This is a genomic window from Phocaeicola sp. HCN-6420 (assembly GCF_037890145.1).
Taxonomy (GTDB): domain Bacteria; phylum Bacteroidota; class Bacteroidia; order Bacteroidales; family Bacteroidaceae; genus Phocaeicola.
In genome coordinates this window covers 84,469-101,193 of sequence record NZ_JBBKBJ010000005.1, presented here as the reverse complement: position 1 = coordinate 101,193, position 16,725 = coordinate 84,469, and the positions used below count along the sequence as shown (strand labels likewise).

Below are 16,725 nucleotides of genomic sequence, written 5' to 3'. Positions count from 1 at the left end.
TAAATAATTAATAGTTATAAATTGTTTTTAATTGTTTCTTCATTTTTTCCTTGCGGAGAGAACGGGATTCGAACCCGTGATACGCTTTTGGCGTATACACGCTTTCCAGGCGTGCCTCTTCAACCACTCGAGCACCTCTCCTCATGACCTCGTCTGAAGCCTTTCTCTTAAATCGAACGCAAATTACAAATAAAAATGCGAACGACAAGCGATTTCTGCCACAAATGTATTCTTTTTTTTCGTCTTACATAACATTCATTCGCCAAAAGTTTAGTTATAGCCCTAAAATTAATAAACTTTAAAAACTATTCTTGGCATTTTTAAAAACTTTGAGCGCGTTTTCTGAAGTTATCCGACCGATTTCCGCCATTGGAACGTCATACACCTCACACAGCTTTTCCGCTATTTTTACCAGGTATGCACTTTCATTACGCTTTCCTCTATAAGGAACCGGTGCCAAGTAAGGCGAGTCTGTTTCCAGAACAAGACGGTTCAAAGGTACAGATTTCAAAATTTCCGGCAAAATACTTTTCTTAAAAGTTACAACACCGTTTACTCCTAACATAAATCCGGAATATTCCATCAGCTTAACAGCATCTTCTTCTGTTCCGGTAAAGCTGTGAAAGATACCGGTCAGCGAGGTGTTGCGATAAGGTTCCAAAACTTCGAGCAGTTCAGGATAAGCTTCACGGCAATGAATAATTAACGGCAAATCGAATTCAAGTGCCCATTTTACCTGAATATCGAATACCTCCATCTGTTCCTTCCGGAAAGTTTTATCCCAGTACAAATCCATTCCTACTTCGCCAATGCCATAAAATGTCTGCTCCGAACGCAACCATTTTTCGACAACAGCCAGACGTGTTTTCCAATTTTTATCTACCGAAGTAGGATGAAATCCGATCATCGGATAACATGCGTCGTGTGAGTTACATAGTGCCAGCATAGCTTCTACCGAGGTATCATCAATATTCGGCATAAACAAGCGTGTCACTCCAGCCTCTCCGGCACGAATAATTGCCAGTTCACGGTCGCAGTCAAACTCTTCAGCAAATAAATGTGTGTGAGTATCGATTAAAGTTACCATATATTTTATATTATAGATTACGATTCATTAATCCAAGTACAAAATCTGCCAAGTTCTTCTTATACGAAGCATCTACTCCTACTTCATTCAACAAGCATACGCTCTCCTTATAATATTCGTCAATTTTATCCCGACAAATATCCCGAACCCCTACCTTATTATATATAGTAGTTACAGCTTCTATTTTTTGAGCAGGCTCGTAATGCTCAGCCTTCAGCCAATTCTGCAAACAAGCCCGTGTTTCTCCATCGGCCTTTTCTAAAGCCGTAATCAGCATAAACGTTTTTTTGTTGCACAAGATATCACCACCGATATTTTTTCCAAAAACCTTCGGATCGCCATAAACATCCAGATAATCATCCTGCAACTGGAAAGCGAGTCCCGCCTTTATACCAAAATCATAAAGCAACTGCGCATCCTTTTCTGAAGCACCTCCCAGTATGGCACCTATTTTCAGTGCACCGGCAAGCAAAACGGATGTTTTCAGACGAATCATTTCCATGTATTCCTCAACCGTCACATCCTCCCTGAGTTCAAACTCCATATCCCACTGCTGACCGTCGCACACTTCCAGAGCTGTACGCGAAAAGACTTCCATCACCTGCTTCATACATGCTTGCGGACACCCTTGCATCATGAACTGATAAGAAAGAATCAGCATGGCGTCACCCGAAAGAATAGCCGTATTTTCATCCCATTTCTTATGAACGGTAGGCTTTCCACGGCGCATGTCCGCCTTATCCATCAAATCATCATGCAAAAGTGTAAAATTATGATAAGTTTCAATTGCGGCTGCCTGAGAGAATATCGTTTCCACATCCTCCTTAAACAAATTATATGCAAGCAACATAAGTACCGGACGAAGACGCTTGCCCCCCAATCCAAGTACATATTCTATCGGATCATAAAGTCCTTTTGGATCGTGTGAGTAAGGTAACGATTCTATATATGCATGAATCTGACTCAGTAATTCTTTTGAAGTTTGCTGCTTCATGATTGTTTCTTTTAGATTATAAATAAAATTTTTAGGCACGGATACACAGCCTTAACATCTGTGCAATCCGTGCCTAAACAATATTATCTCGGAAAAGCTTACTGCAACTTAAATGTTACAGGCACTGTATATTTTACACGTACAGCTTTACCACGCTGTTTACCTGGCTTCCACTTCGGCATCATCTTGATCACACGGAGTGCTTCCTTATCCAGATACGGGTCTACACTACGAACAACAACCGGGTCAACGATAGAACCATCCTGGTTTACGACGAACTGAACGATAACACGTCCCTGTACACCAGTTTCCTGTGCGATAGTCGGGTACTTGATGTTCTTAGCCAAGAACTTCAAACATTCACCCATACCACCCGGGAATTCCGGCATTTCCTCTACAACCTGGAAGATCTGCTGTTCTTCAACTTCTTCCTCTTCTACAACTTCAGGAACATACTTGATTTCAACAGCTTGACCTTTATCCTCGTTTGACTGGATAGTAGATTCCTGTACGTTTGCATCGTTATCAGCGATCTGCAAAACTTCTTCTACTTTCGGAGCTTCGGGGGGAGGAGGAGCTTGTTTAGGTTCTTCCTGTTCGGTGATAGGCACCATTTCCTCTTCAAAAGGCACATCTACGATACCACTATCGGCAGTGATCACGACATCACGTTTGGTCCATTCAAACGCAACGAACATTGCTGCCAATATCAGCACGAGCCCGACCAGAAACCATGTGGTTTTCTTGCCTTCAAGATCGGCTTTCGGCGATTTTTTAATTTCCATAAAAATAATTTTATAGGTTTATAAATTCTCTGTTCCGCAAATGTAGTTCAAATCTTCGAATTTGCAACAAGATAAGGATAAAAAATTGCAAAATAAATATACGACACATCATCTGTCACGAAAATAGAGTATCTTTGAAAACTGATTTTTATTAACGCTATATATAATATAAGGTATGAACAAAATCATTATCGCAATCGACGGATTCTCTTCCTGCGGCAAAAGCACCATGGCAAAGGACCTTGCCAAAGAAATCGGTTATATATACATCGACAGCGGAGCTATGTACCGGGCCGTCACTCTCTACTGTATCGAACATGGATTATTCCATGCTGACGGAAGCATCGATGAGGAAAAGCTGAAAGGACAAATGAACGAAATTCATATTTCATTCCAACTGGACGCTCAAAGCGGACGCCCCCATACTTTTCTGAACGAAACTGACGTGGAAAACCAAATACGTACACTCGAAGTTTCTTCACATGTGAGCCCCGTAGCTGCATTGGGATTCGTACGCGAAGCACTGGTACGCCAGCAACAGGAACTGGGTAAGGAAAAAGGTATCGTAATGGATGGACGAGATATCGGTACGGCTGTATTCCCCGATGCTGAACTGAAGATATTCGTAACAGCATCGGCCGAAATCCGCGCACAACGCCGCTACGATGAACTAAAAGCCAAAGGACAGGAAGCGTCCTTTGAGGCAATCCTGCATAACGTAGAAGAACGTGACCGTATCGACCAGACACGGGAAGTTAGTCCCTTGCGCAAGGCTGATGATGCGATATTGCTGGACAACAGCTACATGAGTATCGCAGAACAGAAAGAATGGCTGATGAATCAATACTTGCGGGCAACTCATGCGTAAAGTAGAAATAGATGAAAGTTCCGGCTTCTGCTTCGGAGTGACAACTGCCATCCGGAAAGCCGAAGAAGAACTGGCAAAGAGTGATACCCTCTATTGCCTGGGAGATATTGTGCACAACGGACGTGAATGTGAACGATTAAAACAACTGGGACTGAACACGATCGACCACGATGAATTCGCACAGTTACAAAATGTAAAGGTACTGCTTCGGGCGCATGGAGAACCTCCCCTCACCTATCAGCTTGCCCAACAGAATAATATCGAAATCATTGATGCAACCTGTCCCGTAGTGCTCCGCCTGCAAAAACGAATCAAACAGGAATTCGATACCCCCAGTCCGGAAGGACGGGAAAAGCAAATTGTTATTTTCGGAAAAAACGGACATGCAGAAGTACTGGGACTGGTAGGACAAACCAACGGACAGGCTATCGTAATAGAAAATCTGGCTGAAGCCGAGAAACTGGATTTCAACAAAGATATCCGGTTGTATTCGCAGACGACCAAGTCACTCGACGAATTCCGCCAAATCGTAGCTTACATTCAGGAGCACATTTCTCCCAATGCTACTTTCCTATATTACGATACGATATGCCGGCAAGTAGCCAACCGTATGCCTGATATCCGGAAATTTGCTGCAGAACACGACCTGGTATTCTTCGTCTGCGGACATAAAAGTTCGAACGGTAAAATTCTTTTTCAGGAATGTCGGAAAGTGAACCCTAATTCATACCAGATAGACCGTCCGGAAGAAATAGACAGGAACCTGCTAAAAGATGCACAATCTATCGGTATATGCGGAGCAACCTCTACCCCGAAATGGCTGATGGAAGCATGCCGGGAAACAATTTTGTCATACGCATAACATCCAAAAATAGTGACTTTTATTTGCTTGTAAATTAGTTTTTTAATACTTTTGCGCCATCAAGATTAAAACGAACAAATAACTTATGGGAACTATTAAATGTATTGGCATCTTGACTTCAGGTGGTGATGCTCCTGGAATGAATGCTGCAATCCGCGCCGTCACCCGTTCGGCTATATACAACGGACTGACCGTAAAAGGTATCTACCGTGGATATAAAGGTCTTATTACCGGTGAAATTCAGGAGTTCAAAACCCAAAATGTCAGCAACATCATACAGCAGGGAGGTACAATTCTGAAGACAGCACGCTGTCAGGAATTCAAAACCCCAGAAGGACGTAAGATAGCTTACGAAACTATGCAGCGCGAAGGCATCGATGCACTGGTAGTTATCGGTGGAGATGGATCGCTGACCGGAGCACGACTGCTGGCACAAGAGTTTGACGTACCTTGTATCGGACTGCCCGGAACCATCGACAACGACTTGTACGGTACCGACACAACTATCGGCTACGACACTGCCTTAAATACGATTCTTGATGCTGTCGACAAAATTCGTGACACCGCAACTTCACACGAACGCTTGTTCTTCGTTGAGGTTATGGGACGCGATGCCGGTTTCCTGGCATTGAACGGTGCCATCGCAGCGGGAGCTGAAGCTGCCATCATTCCCGAATTCAATACAGAGGTCGACCAGTTGGAAGAATTTATCAAAAACGGATTCCGCAAATCGAAGAGCAGTTCTATCGTATTGGTTGCCGAAAGTGAAATTACGGGTGGAGCAATGCATTATGCTGAACGTGTAAAGAATGAATACCCGCAATACGATGTACGTGTTACTATTCTGGGACATCTGCAGAGAGGTGGTAAACCTACTGCACACGACCGTATCATTGCCAGCCGAATGGGTGTAGCCAGTATACAGGCCCTGATGGAAGGACAACGTAATGTGATGATTGGAATAGAGAACGACCAGATTGTTTATGTTCCATTTACAAAAGCCATCAAAAACGACAAGCCTATCGACCGCGAACTGGTCAACGTACTTCACGAATTATCTATCTGACAACAAACGATACAAAAACAAAAATCACCTTGTAGCAGTGTGCAACAAGGTGATTTTTTTATATATTTTCACGGCTTATTTCATCATTTCACCAGCCTGATACCGTTATCTTCCAGTAATATCAGCCGTTTTTTATACAATTCGCCTACAGCTTTCTTAAAGGTCTTCTTGCTTACACCAAACGTATTGTATATTATTTCGGCATCCGTCTTGTCATTTACCGGGGTATAACCGTCATTGTCTTTTATATACTGCAACAGAACTTCTGAAAAGTCATCTACCTTCTTCACACCTTTCTGCTGAAGTTCAAGATCAATCTTACCATCCTCACGTACTCGCTTCACATACGCACGCAAGTGCATGCCCGACTCCAAAGGCTGGAAAATCTCATTATGGAAAAGCATTCCCGAGAATTTATTATCCACTATTACCTTAAATCCCAGGTCCGTCTTCTGCCAGACAAGTATACTTACCTCTTCACCCGGAGTATATTCAGGACGTTCCTTCGACAAATAGCGTTCCACCTTAGCCGATGCTACAATACGGTAGCTTTCATCGTCCAGATGAACATGTACCACGTAGCGTCCGCCTTTCTGCATCTTGGCCTTCTGTTCGCGGAAAGGTACAAAAAGATCCTTCATCAGTCCCCAGTTCAAAAATGCACCAAACTGATTAACCCACGCAACCTCAAGACAGGCAAATTCCCCAACCTGTACATAAGGTTCCAGTGTAGTGGCAACCAGACGTTCGTCCATATCGAGGTAAATAAACACATTGAGTACATCTCCCGGTTTACAGCCTTCTGGCACATAACGCTTCGGGAGCAATATTTCACCATCCTCATCACCATTGAGGTACATGCCGAAGTCTACTTCCTTTACAACCTCCAGCTGATTATATCTTCCTAACTGTATATGACTCATAACTATTCTTTATTTCCGTCAAAGATAACACAAAAAAGTAATATACCAGCTTCCCGCAAAGATTTTACTTTCTAAACATATCATTATATCCAAACCAGCAAACCAAACTTTCTTTCAGACAAAGCCCCAAGAATCCCAACGCAAGGCTTTCTGGAAGACACATCACCGTGCGAAAGAGAAAATTTTGTAATATGCATCTTAAAAAAATTTTAGACAGGTTATAAGTGGAAAAACCGGCAAAATTGTTTTACTTAGCAGAATAATTAAATTTTTATCCTATGAAACACTCTCTTTTCACCATGGGAATCGTAGCAGCCGCATTTGCCATCGCTACCCCTTCGTGTACTACCCAGCAACAGCCTACAGAAATTACATGGGGCACATTCAACATTCGTTATGACAATCCCGCCGACAGCCTGAACAACTGGCAGTACCGGAAAGACAATGTAGCCGAATTCATTAAAAAACAGGGCATTGACATAGTAGGTATGCAAGAAGTACTTTATAATCAGCTGGAAGACCTGAAATCGCGTCTGCCCGAATATGCCGAAGTCGGTGTAGGACGTGAAGATGGTAAGACAAAAGGCGAGTATGCGCCTCTGTTCTACAAGAAAGACCGTTTCGAAGTACTCGACAGCAACACATTCTGGCTGTCACAATATCCCGATAGCGTAGGTTTCATCGGATGGGACGGAGCTTGTACCCGTATCGCAACTTGGGCAAAACTGAAAGACAAGAAAAACGGAAAAGTATTTATGGCTGTCAATACTCACTTCGACCATGTAGGAACAGAAGCCAGAAGAAAAAGTGCTCTGCTTATTATCGAAAAAATCAAGGAGATTGTAGGCGACCAGCCTGCTGTGCTGACGGGCGACTTCAATGTATCCGACCAATCAGAAGCATACGAAACCATCACAACCAATGAATTTGTTCTGAAAGATGCCTACAAGGAAGCGGCACAACGAGAGGGAGTAAGCTACACCTTCCACGATTTCGGACGTATCCCTGCCGACTCCTGCGAAAAGATTGATTTTATCTTTGTCACTCCACAAATAAAAGTACAAGACAGCTACATTCCGCAGGAAGCCAAACAGGCAGGCGATTTCCTTTCCGACCATAATCCGGAAGTGGTTCACCTGTCGTTCTGATACTCCTTATTTTATCATACCGTCTATCATGTGAATGGTACGGTCAGTCTGCGCCGCCAGTTCTTCATCATGGGTAACAATGACAAAAGTCTGTCCCAGCTTATCGCGCAAATCGAAGAACAGGCGGTGCAGTTCTATTTTATTCTGTGTATCCAGACTGCCCGACGGTTCATCGGCAAGTACCACCGCAGGATGGTTTATCAATGCCCGCGCTACTGCCACACGCTGCTTCTCACCGCCCGAAAGTTCCGCCGGCTTATGAGAAGCACGTTCCGACAGTCCGAGAAAGTCGAGCATCTCAGCAGCCTTTTTCTTCGCTTCAGAAGCCGATACACCCTGAATCAGCGCAGGTATCATTACATTCTCCAGTGCCGTAAACTCCGGCAGAAGCTGATGAAACTGAAACACAAAGCCAATTTCCTTGTTGCGGAAAGCAGAAAGCTCTTTTTCCTTCAGACGGTTTACCTCCGTACCGTTCAATACAATCCGCCCGCTGTCGGGCTTGTCGAGCGTACCCATAATTTGCAGTAAGGTCGTTTTTCCGGCTCCGCTGGGACCTACGATACTCACCACTTCTCCTTTATTTATAGTCAGGTCGATTCCCTTCAGTACATGCAGCGAACCGAAACTCTTGGTTATTCCTTCCAACTGAATCATAGTCCTACAATTTACGTATTACATATTCCGCCAGGTAGCAGCCAAACACAGCAGGCATGTAGCTCACCGTACCGGCAGTAGATTTTTTGTTTTGTTCATTATCTACCAGAATCACAGCGTTCGGATCGGCCTGTTCGGTACTGAACACCACGGGCAACTTACGTTTCATTCCCATTTTCTGCAAACGCTTGCGTACTGCCTTGCTCAGCCCGCAGTGATAGGTTTCCCATAAATCGGCAAAACGTATCTGGGTAATATCACGCTTGGCACCTGCCCCCATGCTGCTCACAATCTTGATACCGCGCTGCAAGGCATGGTAAATCAGGTAGCACTTAGGAGCTACCGTATCGATGGCATCGACAATGAAATCGAACTTCGCACTGTCCAGCAACTCAGGGATAGCCTCATCCTTCAGGTAAACCGGCAGTACCGTCAACTGAAGTTCCGGATTTATATCAAGGAAACGTTGTGCCAGTACCTCCGCTTTTTTCTTCCCCAGCACCGAATGAGTAGCCGGAAGCTGACGGTTGATGTTGCTGGGCTGTACCGTATCGGCATCCACAATTGTCATGCGACCTACTCCGGCACGGCAAATCATTTCGGCGGCATAAGCCCCCACGCCTCCCAGTCCCACGACCAATACATGCGCTTTCCGCAAACGTTCCATTTTATCGCCTCCCAGCAACAGTTCCGTACGCTGCTGCCAGGCCTTACTGTCTTCACTCATGAATTTTTCTTAAACCATTTATAAAACCAGTTGCCCACCTTATCATAATACTGCGTTTCAGCCCATCCACGTGGATCGGAGAACGATAGTGTTTCCGTCGGGTCCCCCTTCTGTTCCGGATAAAGCAACATGATACTGTTATTATTAAAATATTTCGATATCTGCATCGGCAAACGTTCGAATGCCGAGTCGTATGAAATAGACCCACGACGTGCACTGATGATAACCAGCAAATGATCGTAATTCACCTGTCCGGTCAGAATAAGCAAGTCATCCCAGTTCTCCAGTTCTGAATAAGCAGCCCGCGTATCTTTATGCTTTTTCTGTATATAGCCCCGGATATATCCGAGCGTCTGAGGATGTGCATAGAAATGTACCCGACACCCCAGCTGACTGCTCATACGGCACATATGAGAAATCCATTTCACAAATCCATGTTCAAATTCAGCCTTGGGAGGAACTGCCACGATAATACGTCTCAACGTATTGACCGGCATCAGGAAACGAGCAACCATTACCTGCAAGTATGTATTTTTCAACAAGTTTTCGGTCAGCTTTCCGAAGAAAGAATCCACAATGCTCATCTTGCAGTGCAAACCGACGATGATATTCGTTGCACCATATTCCTTTGCCGTGTGCAAGATACCCGTCGTAATATTCAAGTCGAAACGCGATACAGTTTTCAAACGTACATTGGTAGCAGCGGTAATCTGTGCCGCACGTTCCAGATTACGCTTACCGCGCATTTCCTGTCTGACCGAATCATTACTGTCATTCACCACACTCAGAGCGACCAAATTATCAGGCTGTTTCTCGTCACGCACCACCATTGCCAGACTCATCAGGCTCTCCAGCGTTTCAGGATTCGCTACCGGAATAAGGAACAGCTCCTTTTCCTGAGCCTTTTCATCATCCACGGCGGCATCATCCATAGCTATACGCTTGGCTGCATGCTCGGTAATGAAAGAACTGACTACACAAGTCACCAGAATCAGTAAAATGGTTCCGTTCAACACATCCTCGTTCAGCAGACGTTCACCGTTTGGTAAAATAATATTATAACCGACCAGAACGGCAGCCAGTGTAGCTGCTGCCTGAGCATTGCTCAATCCGAACATCAGTTCCCGTTCCAGCGCCCGCATTTTATAAATTTTCTGTGTGAGCCACGAAGCAATCCACTTACCCAGCAAAGCCACGATAATCATCACTACAGCTACCTTAATGGAATCAATATGCCCAAACAGTACGTTTACGTCAATCAGCATCCCCACCCCGATCAGGAAGTAAGGAATAAACAACGCGTTGCCTACAAACTCCAGATGACTCATGAGCGGCGAGACATGCGGAATCAGCCTGTTCAGTACCAGTCCGGCAAGGAAAGCTCCCAAGATACCTTCCATACCCACAAACTCCATCAGTCCTGCACCAAGGAACACCATTGCCATCACAAAAATATACTGCACTACATTATCGCTGTAACGGCGGAAGAACCATCTTCCGATACGTGGAAACGCATACATGATGACCACACTCAACACCACCACCTTCAGTACCAGCCAGATCCAGAACATATCAGAGGTTTCCCCCTTATACATACCTCCAATCACAGCCAAGACGAGCAGTGTCAGCGTATCGGTCACCGCAGTACCTCCCACGGCAATACTTACAGCCCGCTGCCGGTTGATGCCGTAGCGAATCACGATAGGGTAAGCAATCAGCGTATGCGAAGCATACATGCTGGCAAGCAGAACCGAAGTAATCAAACTGTAATCCAGCAGATGCAAATTGGTCCATATACCTATTCCCAGCGGAAAAATAAACGCAAGCAACCCCAGTACGGTAGCTTTTACACGGATGCTCTTGAAGTCCTCCATGTTCATTTCAAGTCCGGCAAGAAACATGATGTAATAAAGTCCTACCTTACCAAACAATTCAAAACTGCTGTCGCGTGCCAGTATGTTAAATCCATGTTCGCCAATGACAACTCCCGCCAGTATCATACCGATAATATGAGGAATACGCAACCGCTCCAACACAATGGGGGCGAACAATATAATGACCAGCACCAAAAAGAAAATCCACGTAGGGTCGGTGACAGGAAGATGAAAATCAAAGTTTACAAAATCGAGCACTTCTTTCATAAATAGGTATTACTATTTCATTTTAGAAACAAAAATACAAAAAAACTTCCTATTTTCCGTATTAATAATTCAGAATGTTTTATTTTTGCAATCGTAAATATTAGCAGACAAAACACAGCGTTTAGAAATTATTGTTTTTTTTGACAAAGCGAAGAGAAAAGCGTCTGCAAAATAAGAAAAATGTAATTATTAACAGTTTAAGAAGATTGTAAGAGATGAAAGTAGCTATTGTTGGTGCAAGCGGAGCAGTAGGACAAGAGTTCCTGCGTGTGCTTGATGAGAGAAATTTTCCGATAGACGAATTGTTGTTATTTGGTTCTTCACGCAGTGCAGGACGAAAGTACACGTTCCGCGGAAAAGAAATCGAAGTGAAACTGCTGCAACACAATGACGACTTCAAAGGTGTCGACATTGCCTTTACTTCTGCGGGAGCAGGCACATCGAAAGAATTTGCCGAAACAATCACCAAATACGGTGCTGTAATGATAGACAATTCAAGTGCGTTCCGTATGGATGCAGACATTCCTTTGGTCGTACCCGAAGTAAATCCCGAAGACGCATTGAACCGTCCACGTGGTATCATCGCCAACCCGAACTGTACAACGATACAGATGGTAGTGGCACTGAAAGCTATCGAAAAACTGTCGCACATCAAGCGCGTACATGTTTCTACTTACCAGGCTGCCAGTGGTGCTGGTGCAGCTGCAATGGATGAATTATACGAACAGTATCGTCAGGTACTTGCCGGAGAGCCTGTAACCGTCGAAAAATTTGCTTACCAGCTTGCATTTAACCTGATTCCTCAAATTGACGTATTTACCGACAATGGTTATACCAAAGAGGAAATGAAAATGTATAACGAAACACGTAAAATCATGCACTCTGATGTTAAGGTAAGTGCAACTTGCGTACGTGTACCTGCACTCCGCTCACACTCAGAAAGCATCTGGATTGAAACAGAACGTCCGGTTTCTGTAGAAGAAGCACGCAAGGCGTTTGCCGAAGGAGAAGGACTGGTGCTGATGGATAACCCTGAAAAGAAGGAATACCCGATGCCGTTGTTCCTCGCCGGAAAAGATCCTGTATATGTAGGACGTATCCGTAAGGACTTGACAGACGAAAACGGTCTGACATTCTGGATTGTAGGCGACCAGATTAAGAAGGGAGCTGCACTGAATGCCGTACAGATTGCTGAATACCTGATTAAAGTGAAAAACATCGGATAAGTTTTTTCACGGACAGATACAAAAGAAATAAGGCAGCCTGCATGCCCGGACAGAATTATTGCCGGGCGTCAGGTTGCCTTTTTTCTTATCTTAATACATTTTACACACATGCAATATACTTATCCATACGATTCTCCATTGGGAAAAATCATCCTTGCCAGTAACGGTACATGCCTTACCGGATTGTGGTTCGAAGGACAAAAGTATTTTGCCCGTACATTAGAAGCGGAACACGAAGAAAGAGATTTTCCCATTTTCCGTCAGACAGCCAGTTGGCTGAACACTTACTTTTCAGGAAAAAAGCCAGACTTCATGCCCGATCTGGAACTTCATGACACTCCGTTCCGCCTGGCGGTGTGGCATATCCTGCAACAAATTCCCTATGGCGAAATCATTACCTATAAAGAAATTGCTCAGGAAATAGCCCGGCAGCGAAATTGCAAAAGCATGTCGGCACAGGCTATAGGAGGAGCCGTAGGTCATAACCCCATAAGCATCCTTATCCCTTGCCACCGCGTAGTAGGCAGTAACGGAAGTCTGACAGGCTATGCCGGAGGACTTTCCCGCAAGATAAGCCTGCTGAAACTGGAAGGAAAGTGTCTATAAACAATTATACCATACACACTTTCAGAGAGCATTTACTGTCGCCTATTATATTTTCATAACTATATTGGTCTGCCTCTTCACGAGTAACAATTGGCTTTATATTGATTTGTGTATTGCGTTGATTTAATTTACTAACTTTTCATCTATATTCCGGCTGTTGTTTCTGGAAACAGAAAATGCTCATTATTTCAGATTGTTATTCATAACTTTGGTTTCATTTATTATCATTTCAGTCCTTCATTCAAATATACTTCCAGATTAGTATACCCCTCGCTGCTCAATGCTACTTCCACTCCATCAGCCGAATCATACGGATTCAGTCCATGCTTTTTCTCCCAGATATCAGGCATACCGTCTCCGTCCGTATCCAGACGTTCTTCAGGCTTTACCCCACCATCCGAGAGTTTCACCCATGGAGAGTCTTCCCCTTGCAGCATGACATCTTTCGGTGTGTCTATGATGCCTGGCATGCGATCGGCATTCTTACCTATACTACCGGAATAAGCAGCCGTTCCACTACGTGTTTCATTTACAATCCGTTCGTCTATCTTATCCCTCCATTTGGAACAACCAGCAGAAGCCAGAACCTTATCATAGGCTTCAAGAGCTGTATGCGTAGTAACCAATCCCGTTTCCAAGGGAGTTTTCAGGCGGATCGTATCACGTGTAACAGCAGAAAAGTACCCATCAGCACTTGCCGTATCAAGCTGTTCGTATACCCCTTTCGTCCAGTTGTCTGCCGTAACTTCAGGACATCCTTCCACCACATTGCCATCTACATAAAACTTTCCCCATACATGCAGCATCGGATGCCATCTGTTGGGTTCACCTTTACTGTTATGGCAATATTTCTCCGAACGTACTCCTGCCGCAACAATCCGGTATCGTACTTTATTATGAGGAGTAGCAGGACCGGGCTTATAATAATTGTTCACAATATTCACCTTCATGCCTTCAGCCCCGTAACATCCGTTCCCGGCCCAGTTATAATATACATTATTACGCACATCCACATACTCCCGGGTCTGAGTTCCCGGACGAGGTCCCAGACGAGGAACGCGACTGACATGATGTGCCATCAGATTATGATGAAACGAAGCATGGTCGCCTCCCACTATTCCTCCATATCCGTGTGCACCTTTGGCATGCCCTCCATGATTCAGACTCTCGGATATGATACACCACTGAACAGTTGTATTCTCATTGCCATATATAGAGCAGGTTTCATCTACCGACCAACTGATGGAGCAATGGTCTATGATAATATTTTTCTGGTCCGTACCTCCAAGTCCGTCCGGCTCTCCTTTGACTTCGTTTCCTACTCTCAAACGCAAATAACGCATAATTACATGATTAGCCTTTACGGTTATCGGATAACGTGCAATACAGATTCCTTGCCCCGGAGCCGTCTGTCCGGCAAGAGTCAGACTGTCTTGTTTGATTCTCAGCGGGCTGTTCAGAAAAATAGTACCTGCCACATCGAAAACCACAGTACGTGCCCCTTTCTGATTGACAGCATAACGCAAAGTTCCTTCCTGCTCTCCATCTTGAAGAGTCGTTACATGATAAACCTTTCCACCTCTTCCTCCTACAGTATATCTGCCAAATCCTTCAGCTCCCGGAAAAGCCGGCAGTTTACCTTCTGTAGCAGTCCAGTCAGCGGCCTGCCCTGCCGAAAAAGCGAGCAGCAAGCCTAATGAAGCAAGCGTAAATTTCATAGTCATACGATTTATTATTGTGTTTTCACACGACAAAAGTAAGAGAAGCAAACAAGAATGACGTGCACTATTTTAGTAAACAACGTGCACTATTTAGGCAATAGGCCAATTGGAACAAATAATACACTCAAACGCCATCGGCAGTAAAGTGCCCCATCACCCTACAGCCAATGGCGTAATGCACAATCTTCAGGCAAGTTATTATTTTTGCTGTCCCTTTACGATGTCCTGCACCAGACTATGCAAATACATTTCAAGATTGGTATATTTTCCTGCCGGATCCAATGTCTTTGCATTTCCATCTTCAGCACGATCAGCATCCAGCCCATACTTCTTTTCAAAAGCATCAGGCATACCGTCACCATCCGTATCTGTCACCTCCCGTGAGGCATCTTTTGACAATGCAGGATACGGGCTGTCACCCAGCTCCGGCAATGCCTTCAGCACATCTTCTGGCTCGTTGATATATCCCGGCTTATTTCCCGATGCAGTACAAGTCGCCTTTCCCTCTTTCACGTCGGCAATGACCAGCTTATCCACCTCATCACGATAATTGCATGCTCCGGCGTAATCCAGTACAGCCTGATAAGCCTTTTCTGCCGAGTGTTCGGTAGTCATAACCGGATCTACCACCGGCGACTCCTTACGAATAGCCTCCATAGTCTCGGCTGTCCATAAGTTGTCCACCTTACTGTCGTTTTCCTGCTGCGCATAGATACCTTTGATCCAGTTATCTGCCGTAACATCCTCATGTCCTTCCACCACATTCCCCGTTACATAGAAAGTTCCCCATTTATGTAAAGACGGATACCAATCGTTGTAAGAACCGTCATCTTCAGTCACATAATCAAGAGTGCGCACTCCAATCTTGGCGATACGGTAACGGATACGGTCGGTTTCTTTACCCGAATTGGTAGCAGGACCCGGTTTATAATAATTGTCTACAAGGTTCACATGTTGGTTTTCTCCCCCATAACAGCCTTCTCCTGCCCAGTTATAAAACACATTGTTCCGGATATCAATATATTCATTCAGCTGCGTACCCACACGCGGTCCCAGTCGTGGTACCCTGCTTTCGCAGTGCGCTATCAGGTTATGATGATAAGAAGCCTTATTGCCACCCCAGTTTCCGCCATAGCAATGCGTACCTTTGCCGTGAACCGACACGCGCAATGCCTGAGCAGCAATACACCACTGAACAGTAGAATTCTCCATACCATATACAGAAAGACACTCGTCTACACTCCAGCTTACAGAACAATGGTCTATGATGATATTCTTTTTATCCATTCCTCCCAGTCCGTCGGGTTCCTTTCCACTATCATCGCCCGGACGAAAACGCAGAAAGCGGATAATCACTTCATTCGAATTGATGACAAAAGCATAGTCGGCCAAGCAGATACCACCGGGTGAAGTCTGTCCGGCAATTGTCAGGTAATCATTGCCGGTTTTCAGGTCGGCTTTCAGATGGATTGTACCAGAAACATCGAATACCACAGTCTTTGCTCCTTTCTGCTTCAGTGCCCAACGCAAGGTTCCTTCAGCCGGATTACTGGCATCATCGTCCAGACTGGTCACATGATACACTTTTCCACCCCGTCCGCCTACGGTATTCTTTCCATAGCCTTCAGCTCCAGGAAATGCAGCAAACTCAACCGGTTCCATCTGTAAAGGCGCATCAGAATCATCTTCTCCTTCTGTCCCTTCGTTGCCGGTTTCTCCATTTGCAGACTGTTCCGGCGTTTCATCGGAACATGCTGTACCTCCCAAAGCAGCCAGCAGGCATGCACTGAAAAGAATTCTTCTAAATTTTCTGTTCATAAGATTAATAAGTTTTATGGATTTCCGCAGTAAAAGTAGATAAAATGCAAAGCTACATACAGTACAAATTGACAAATAGTGTATACATTTTCGGTT

General features: G+C 44.6%; 15 protein-coding genes and 1 tRNA gene. 6 read left to right on the top strand and 10 right to left on the bottom strand.

Annotation, left to right across the window (positions count from 1 at the left end; genetic code table 11):
- Nucleotides 1-53 precede the first annotated feature (53 nt).
- From WKT12_RS04930 to WKT12_RS04915, 4 genes are all read right to left on the bottom strand, one after another.
- Nucleotides 54-141, bottom strand: a tRNA-Ser gene (locus WKT12_RS04930).
- A gap of 157 nt (nt 142-298) precedes the next feature.
- Entirely contained in the window at nt 299-1,087 is a 789-nt protein-coding gene (locus WKT12_RS04925) for a TatD family hydrolase (RefSeq protein ID WP_340318977.1), read from the bottom strand.
- Nucleotides 1,088-1,097: 10 nt separating this feature from the next.
- Nucleotides 1,098-2,081: a polyprenyl synthetase family protein gene (locus tag WKT12_RS04920; protein WP_340318976.1), complete on the bottom strand. Its 984-nt coding sequence runs from the start codon at nt 2,079-2,081 to the stop codon at nt 1,098-1,100.
- Nucleotides 2,082-2,179: 98 nt separating this feature from the next.
- Complete coding sequence (locus WKT12_RS04915; RefSeq protein ID WP_340318975.1) at nt 2,180-2,866, bottom strand: energy transducer TonB; 687 nt, start codon at nt 2,864-2,866, stop codon at nt 2,180-2,182.
- A 175-nt stretch (nt 2,867-3,041) separates the two neighbouring features.
- On the opposite strand from WKT12_RS04915, the gene cmk reads away from it, so the two are divergent.
- The 3 genes from cmk to pfkA all read left to right on the top strand — a co-directional run bounded on the left by cmk (nt 3,042) and on the right by pfkA (nt 5,662).
- Entirely contained in the window at nt 3,042-3,734 is a 693-nt protein-coding gene (gene cmk, locus WKT12_RS04910; RefSeq protein ID WP_340318974.1) for a (d)CMP kinase, read from the top strand.
- Nucleotides 3,727-4,596, top strand: coding sequence for a 4-hydroxy-3-methylbut-2-enyl diphosphate reductase (locus WKT12_RS04905; protein ID WP_340318973.1), 870 nt, complete (start codon nt 3,727-3,729; stop codon nt 4,594-4,596). The genes cmk and WKT12_RS04905 overlap by 8 nt, the downstream gene beginning before the upstream one ends.
- Nucleotides 4,597-4,681: 85 nt before the next feature.
- Entirely contained in the window at nt 4,682-5,662 is a 981-nt protein-coding gene (gene pfkA, locus WKT12_RS04900; RefSeq protein ID WP_021971207.1) for a 6-phosphofructokinase, read from the top strand.
- 83 nt (nt 5,663-5,745) lie between these two features.
- On the opposite strand, the gene WKT12_RS04895 is transcribed toward pfkA, so the two are convergent.
- Nucleotides 5,746-6,585 (bottom strand): CvfB family protein, encoded by an 840-nt coding sequence (locus WKT12_RS04895; RefSeq protein WP_340318972.1) that lies wholly within the window; start codon nt 6,583-6,585, stop codon nt 5,746-5,748.
- 278 nt (nt 6,586-6,863) lie between these two features.
- Between WKT12_RS04895 and WKT12_RS04890 the strand changes: the two genes are divergently transcribed.
- Complete coding sequence (locus WKT12_RS04890) at nt 6,864-7,733, top strand: endonuclease/exonuclease/phosphatase family protein (protein WP_445323121.1); 870 nt, start codon at nt 6,864-6,866, stop codon at nt 7,731-7,733.
- A 6-nt stretch (nt 7,734-7,739) separates the two neighbouring features.
- Here the strand turns inward: WKT12_RS04890 and WKT12_RS04885 are convergent, their stop codons facing one another.
- From WKT12_RS04885 to WKT12_RS04875, 3 genes are read right to left on the bottom strand one after another with little or no spacing between them, the layout of a single operon-like run.
- Nucleotides 7,740-8,390: an ABC transporter ATP-binding protein gene (locus WKT12_RS04885; protein WP_340318971.1), complete on the bottom strand. Its 651-nt coding sequence runs from the start codon at nt 8,388-8,390 to the stop codon at nt 7,740-7,742.
- A gap of 4 nt (nt 8,391-8,394) precedes the next feature.
- Nucleotides 8,395-9,117 (bottom strand): tRNA threonylcarbamoyladenosine dehydratase, encoded by a 723-nt coding sequence (locus WKT12_RS04880; RefSeq protein WP_021971211.1) that lies wholly within the window; start codon nt 9,115-9,117, stop codon nt 8,395-8,397.
- Entirely contained in the window at nt 9,114-11,258 is a 2,145-nt protein-coding gene (locus tag WKT12_RS04875; protein ID WP_021971212.1) for a cation:proton antiporter, read from the bottom strand. Before WKT12_RS04875 ends, WKT12_RS04880 begins: the two co-directional genes overlap by 4 nt.
- Before the next feature lie 215 nt (nt 11,259-11,473).
- Here WKT12_RS04875 and WKT12_RS04870 point away from each other — a divergent pair, with 215 nt between their 5' ends.
- On the top strand, nt 11,474-12,484 hold the full coding sequence (locus WKT12_RS04870; RefSeq protein WP_340318970.1) for an aspartate-semialdehyde dehydrogenase: 1,011 nt from the start codon (nt 11,474-11,476) through the stop codon (nt 12,482-12,484).
- Nucleotides 12,485-12,592: 108 nt separating this feature from the next.
- Nucleotides 12,593-13,090: a methylated-DNA--[protein]-cysteine S-methyltransferase gene (locus WKT12_RS04865; RefSeq protein ID WP_340318969.1), complete on the top strand. Its 498-nt coding sequence runs from the start codon at nt 12,593-12,595 to the stop codon at nt 13,088-13,090.
- 224 nt (nt 13,091-13,314) lie between these two features.
- Here WKT12_RS04865 and WKT12_RS04860 read toward each other — a convergent pair whose 3' ends face one another.
- The gene (locus tag WKT12_RS04860) at nt 13,315-14,808 is read right to left on the bottom strand and encodes a pectate lyase (protein WP_340318968.1); all 1,494 of its coding nucleotides are present in this window, start codon (nt 14,806-14,808) and stop codon (nt 13,315-13,317) included.
- Nucleotides 14,809-15,009: 201 nt separating this feature from the next.
- Nucleotides 15,010-16,629 carry a pectate lyase family protein gene (locus WKT12_RS04855; RefSeq protein ID WP_340318967.1) on the bottom strand — a complete coding sequence of 540 codons (1,620 nt, stop codon included), beginning with the start codon at nt 16,627-16,629 and terminating at the stop codon, nt 15,010-15,012.
- Nucleotides 16,630-16,725 lie beyond the last annotated feature (96 nt).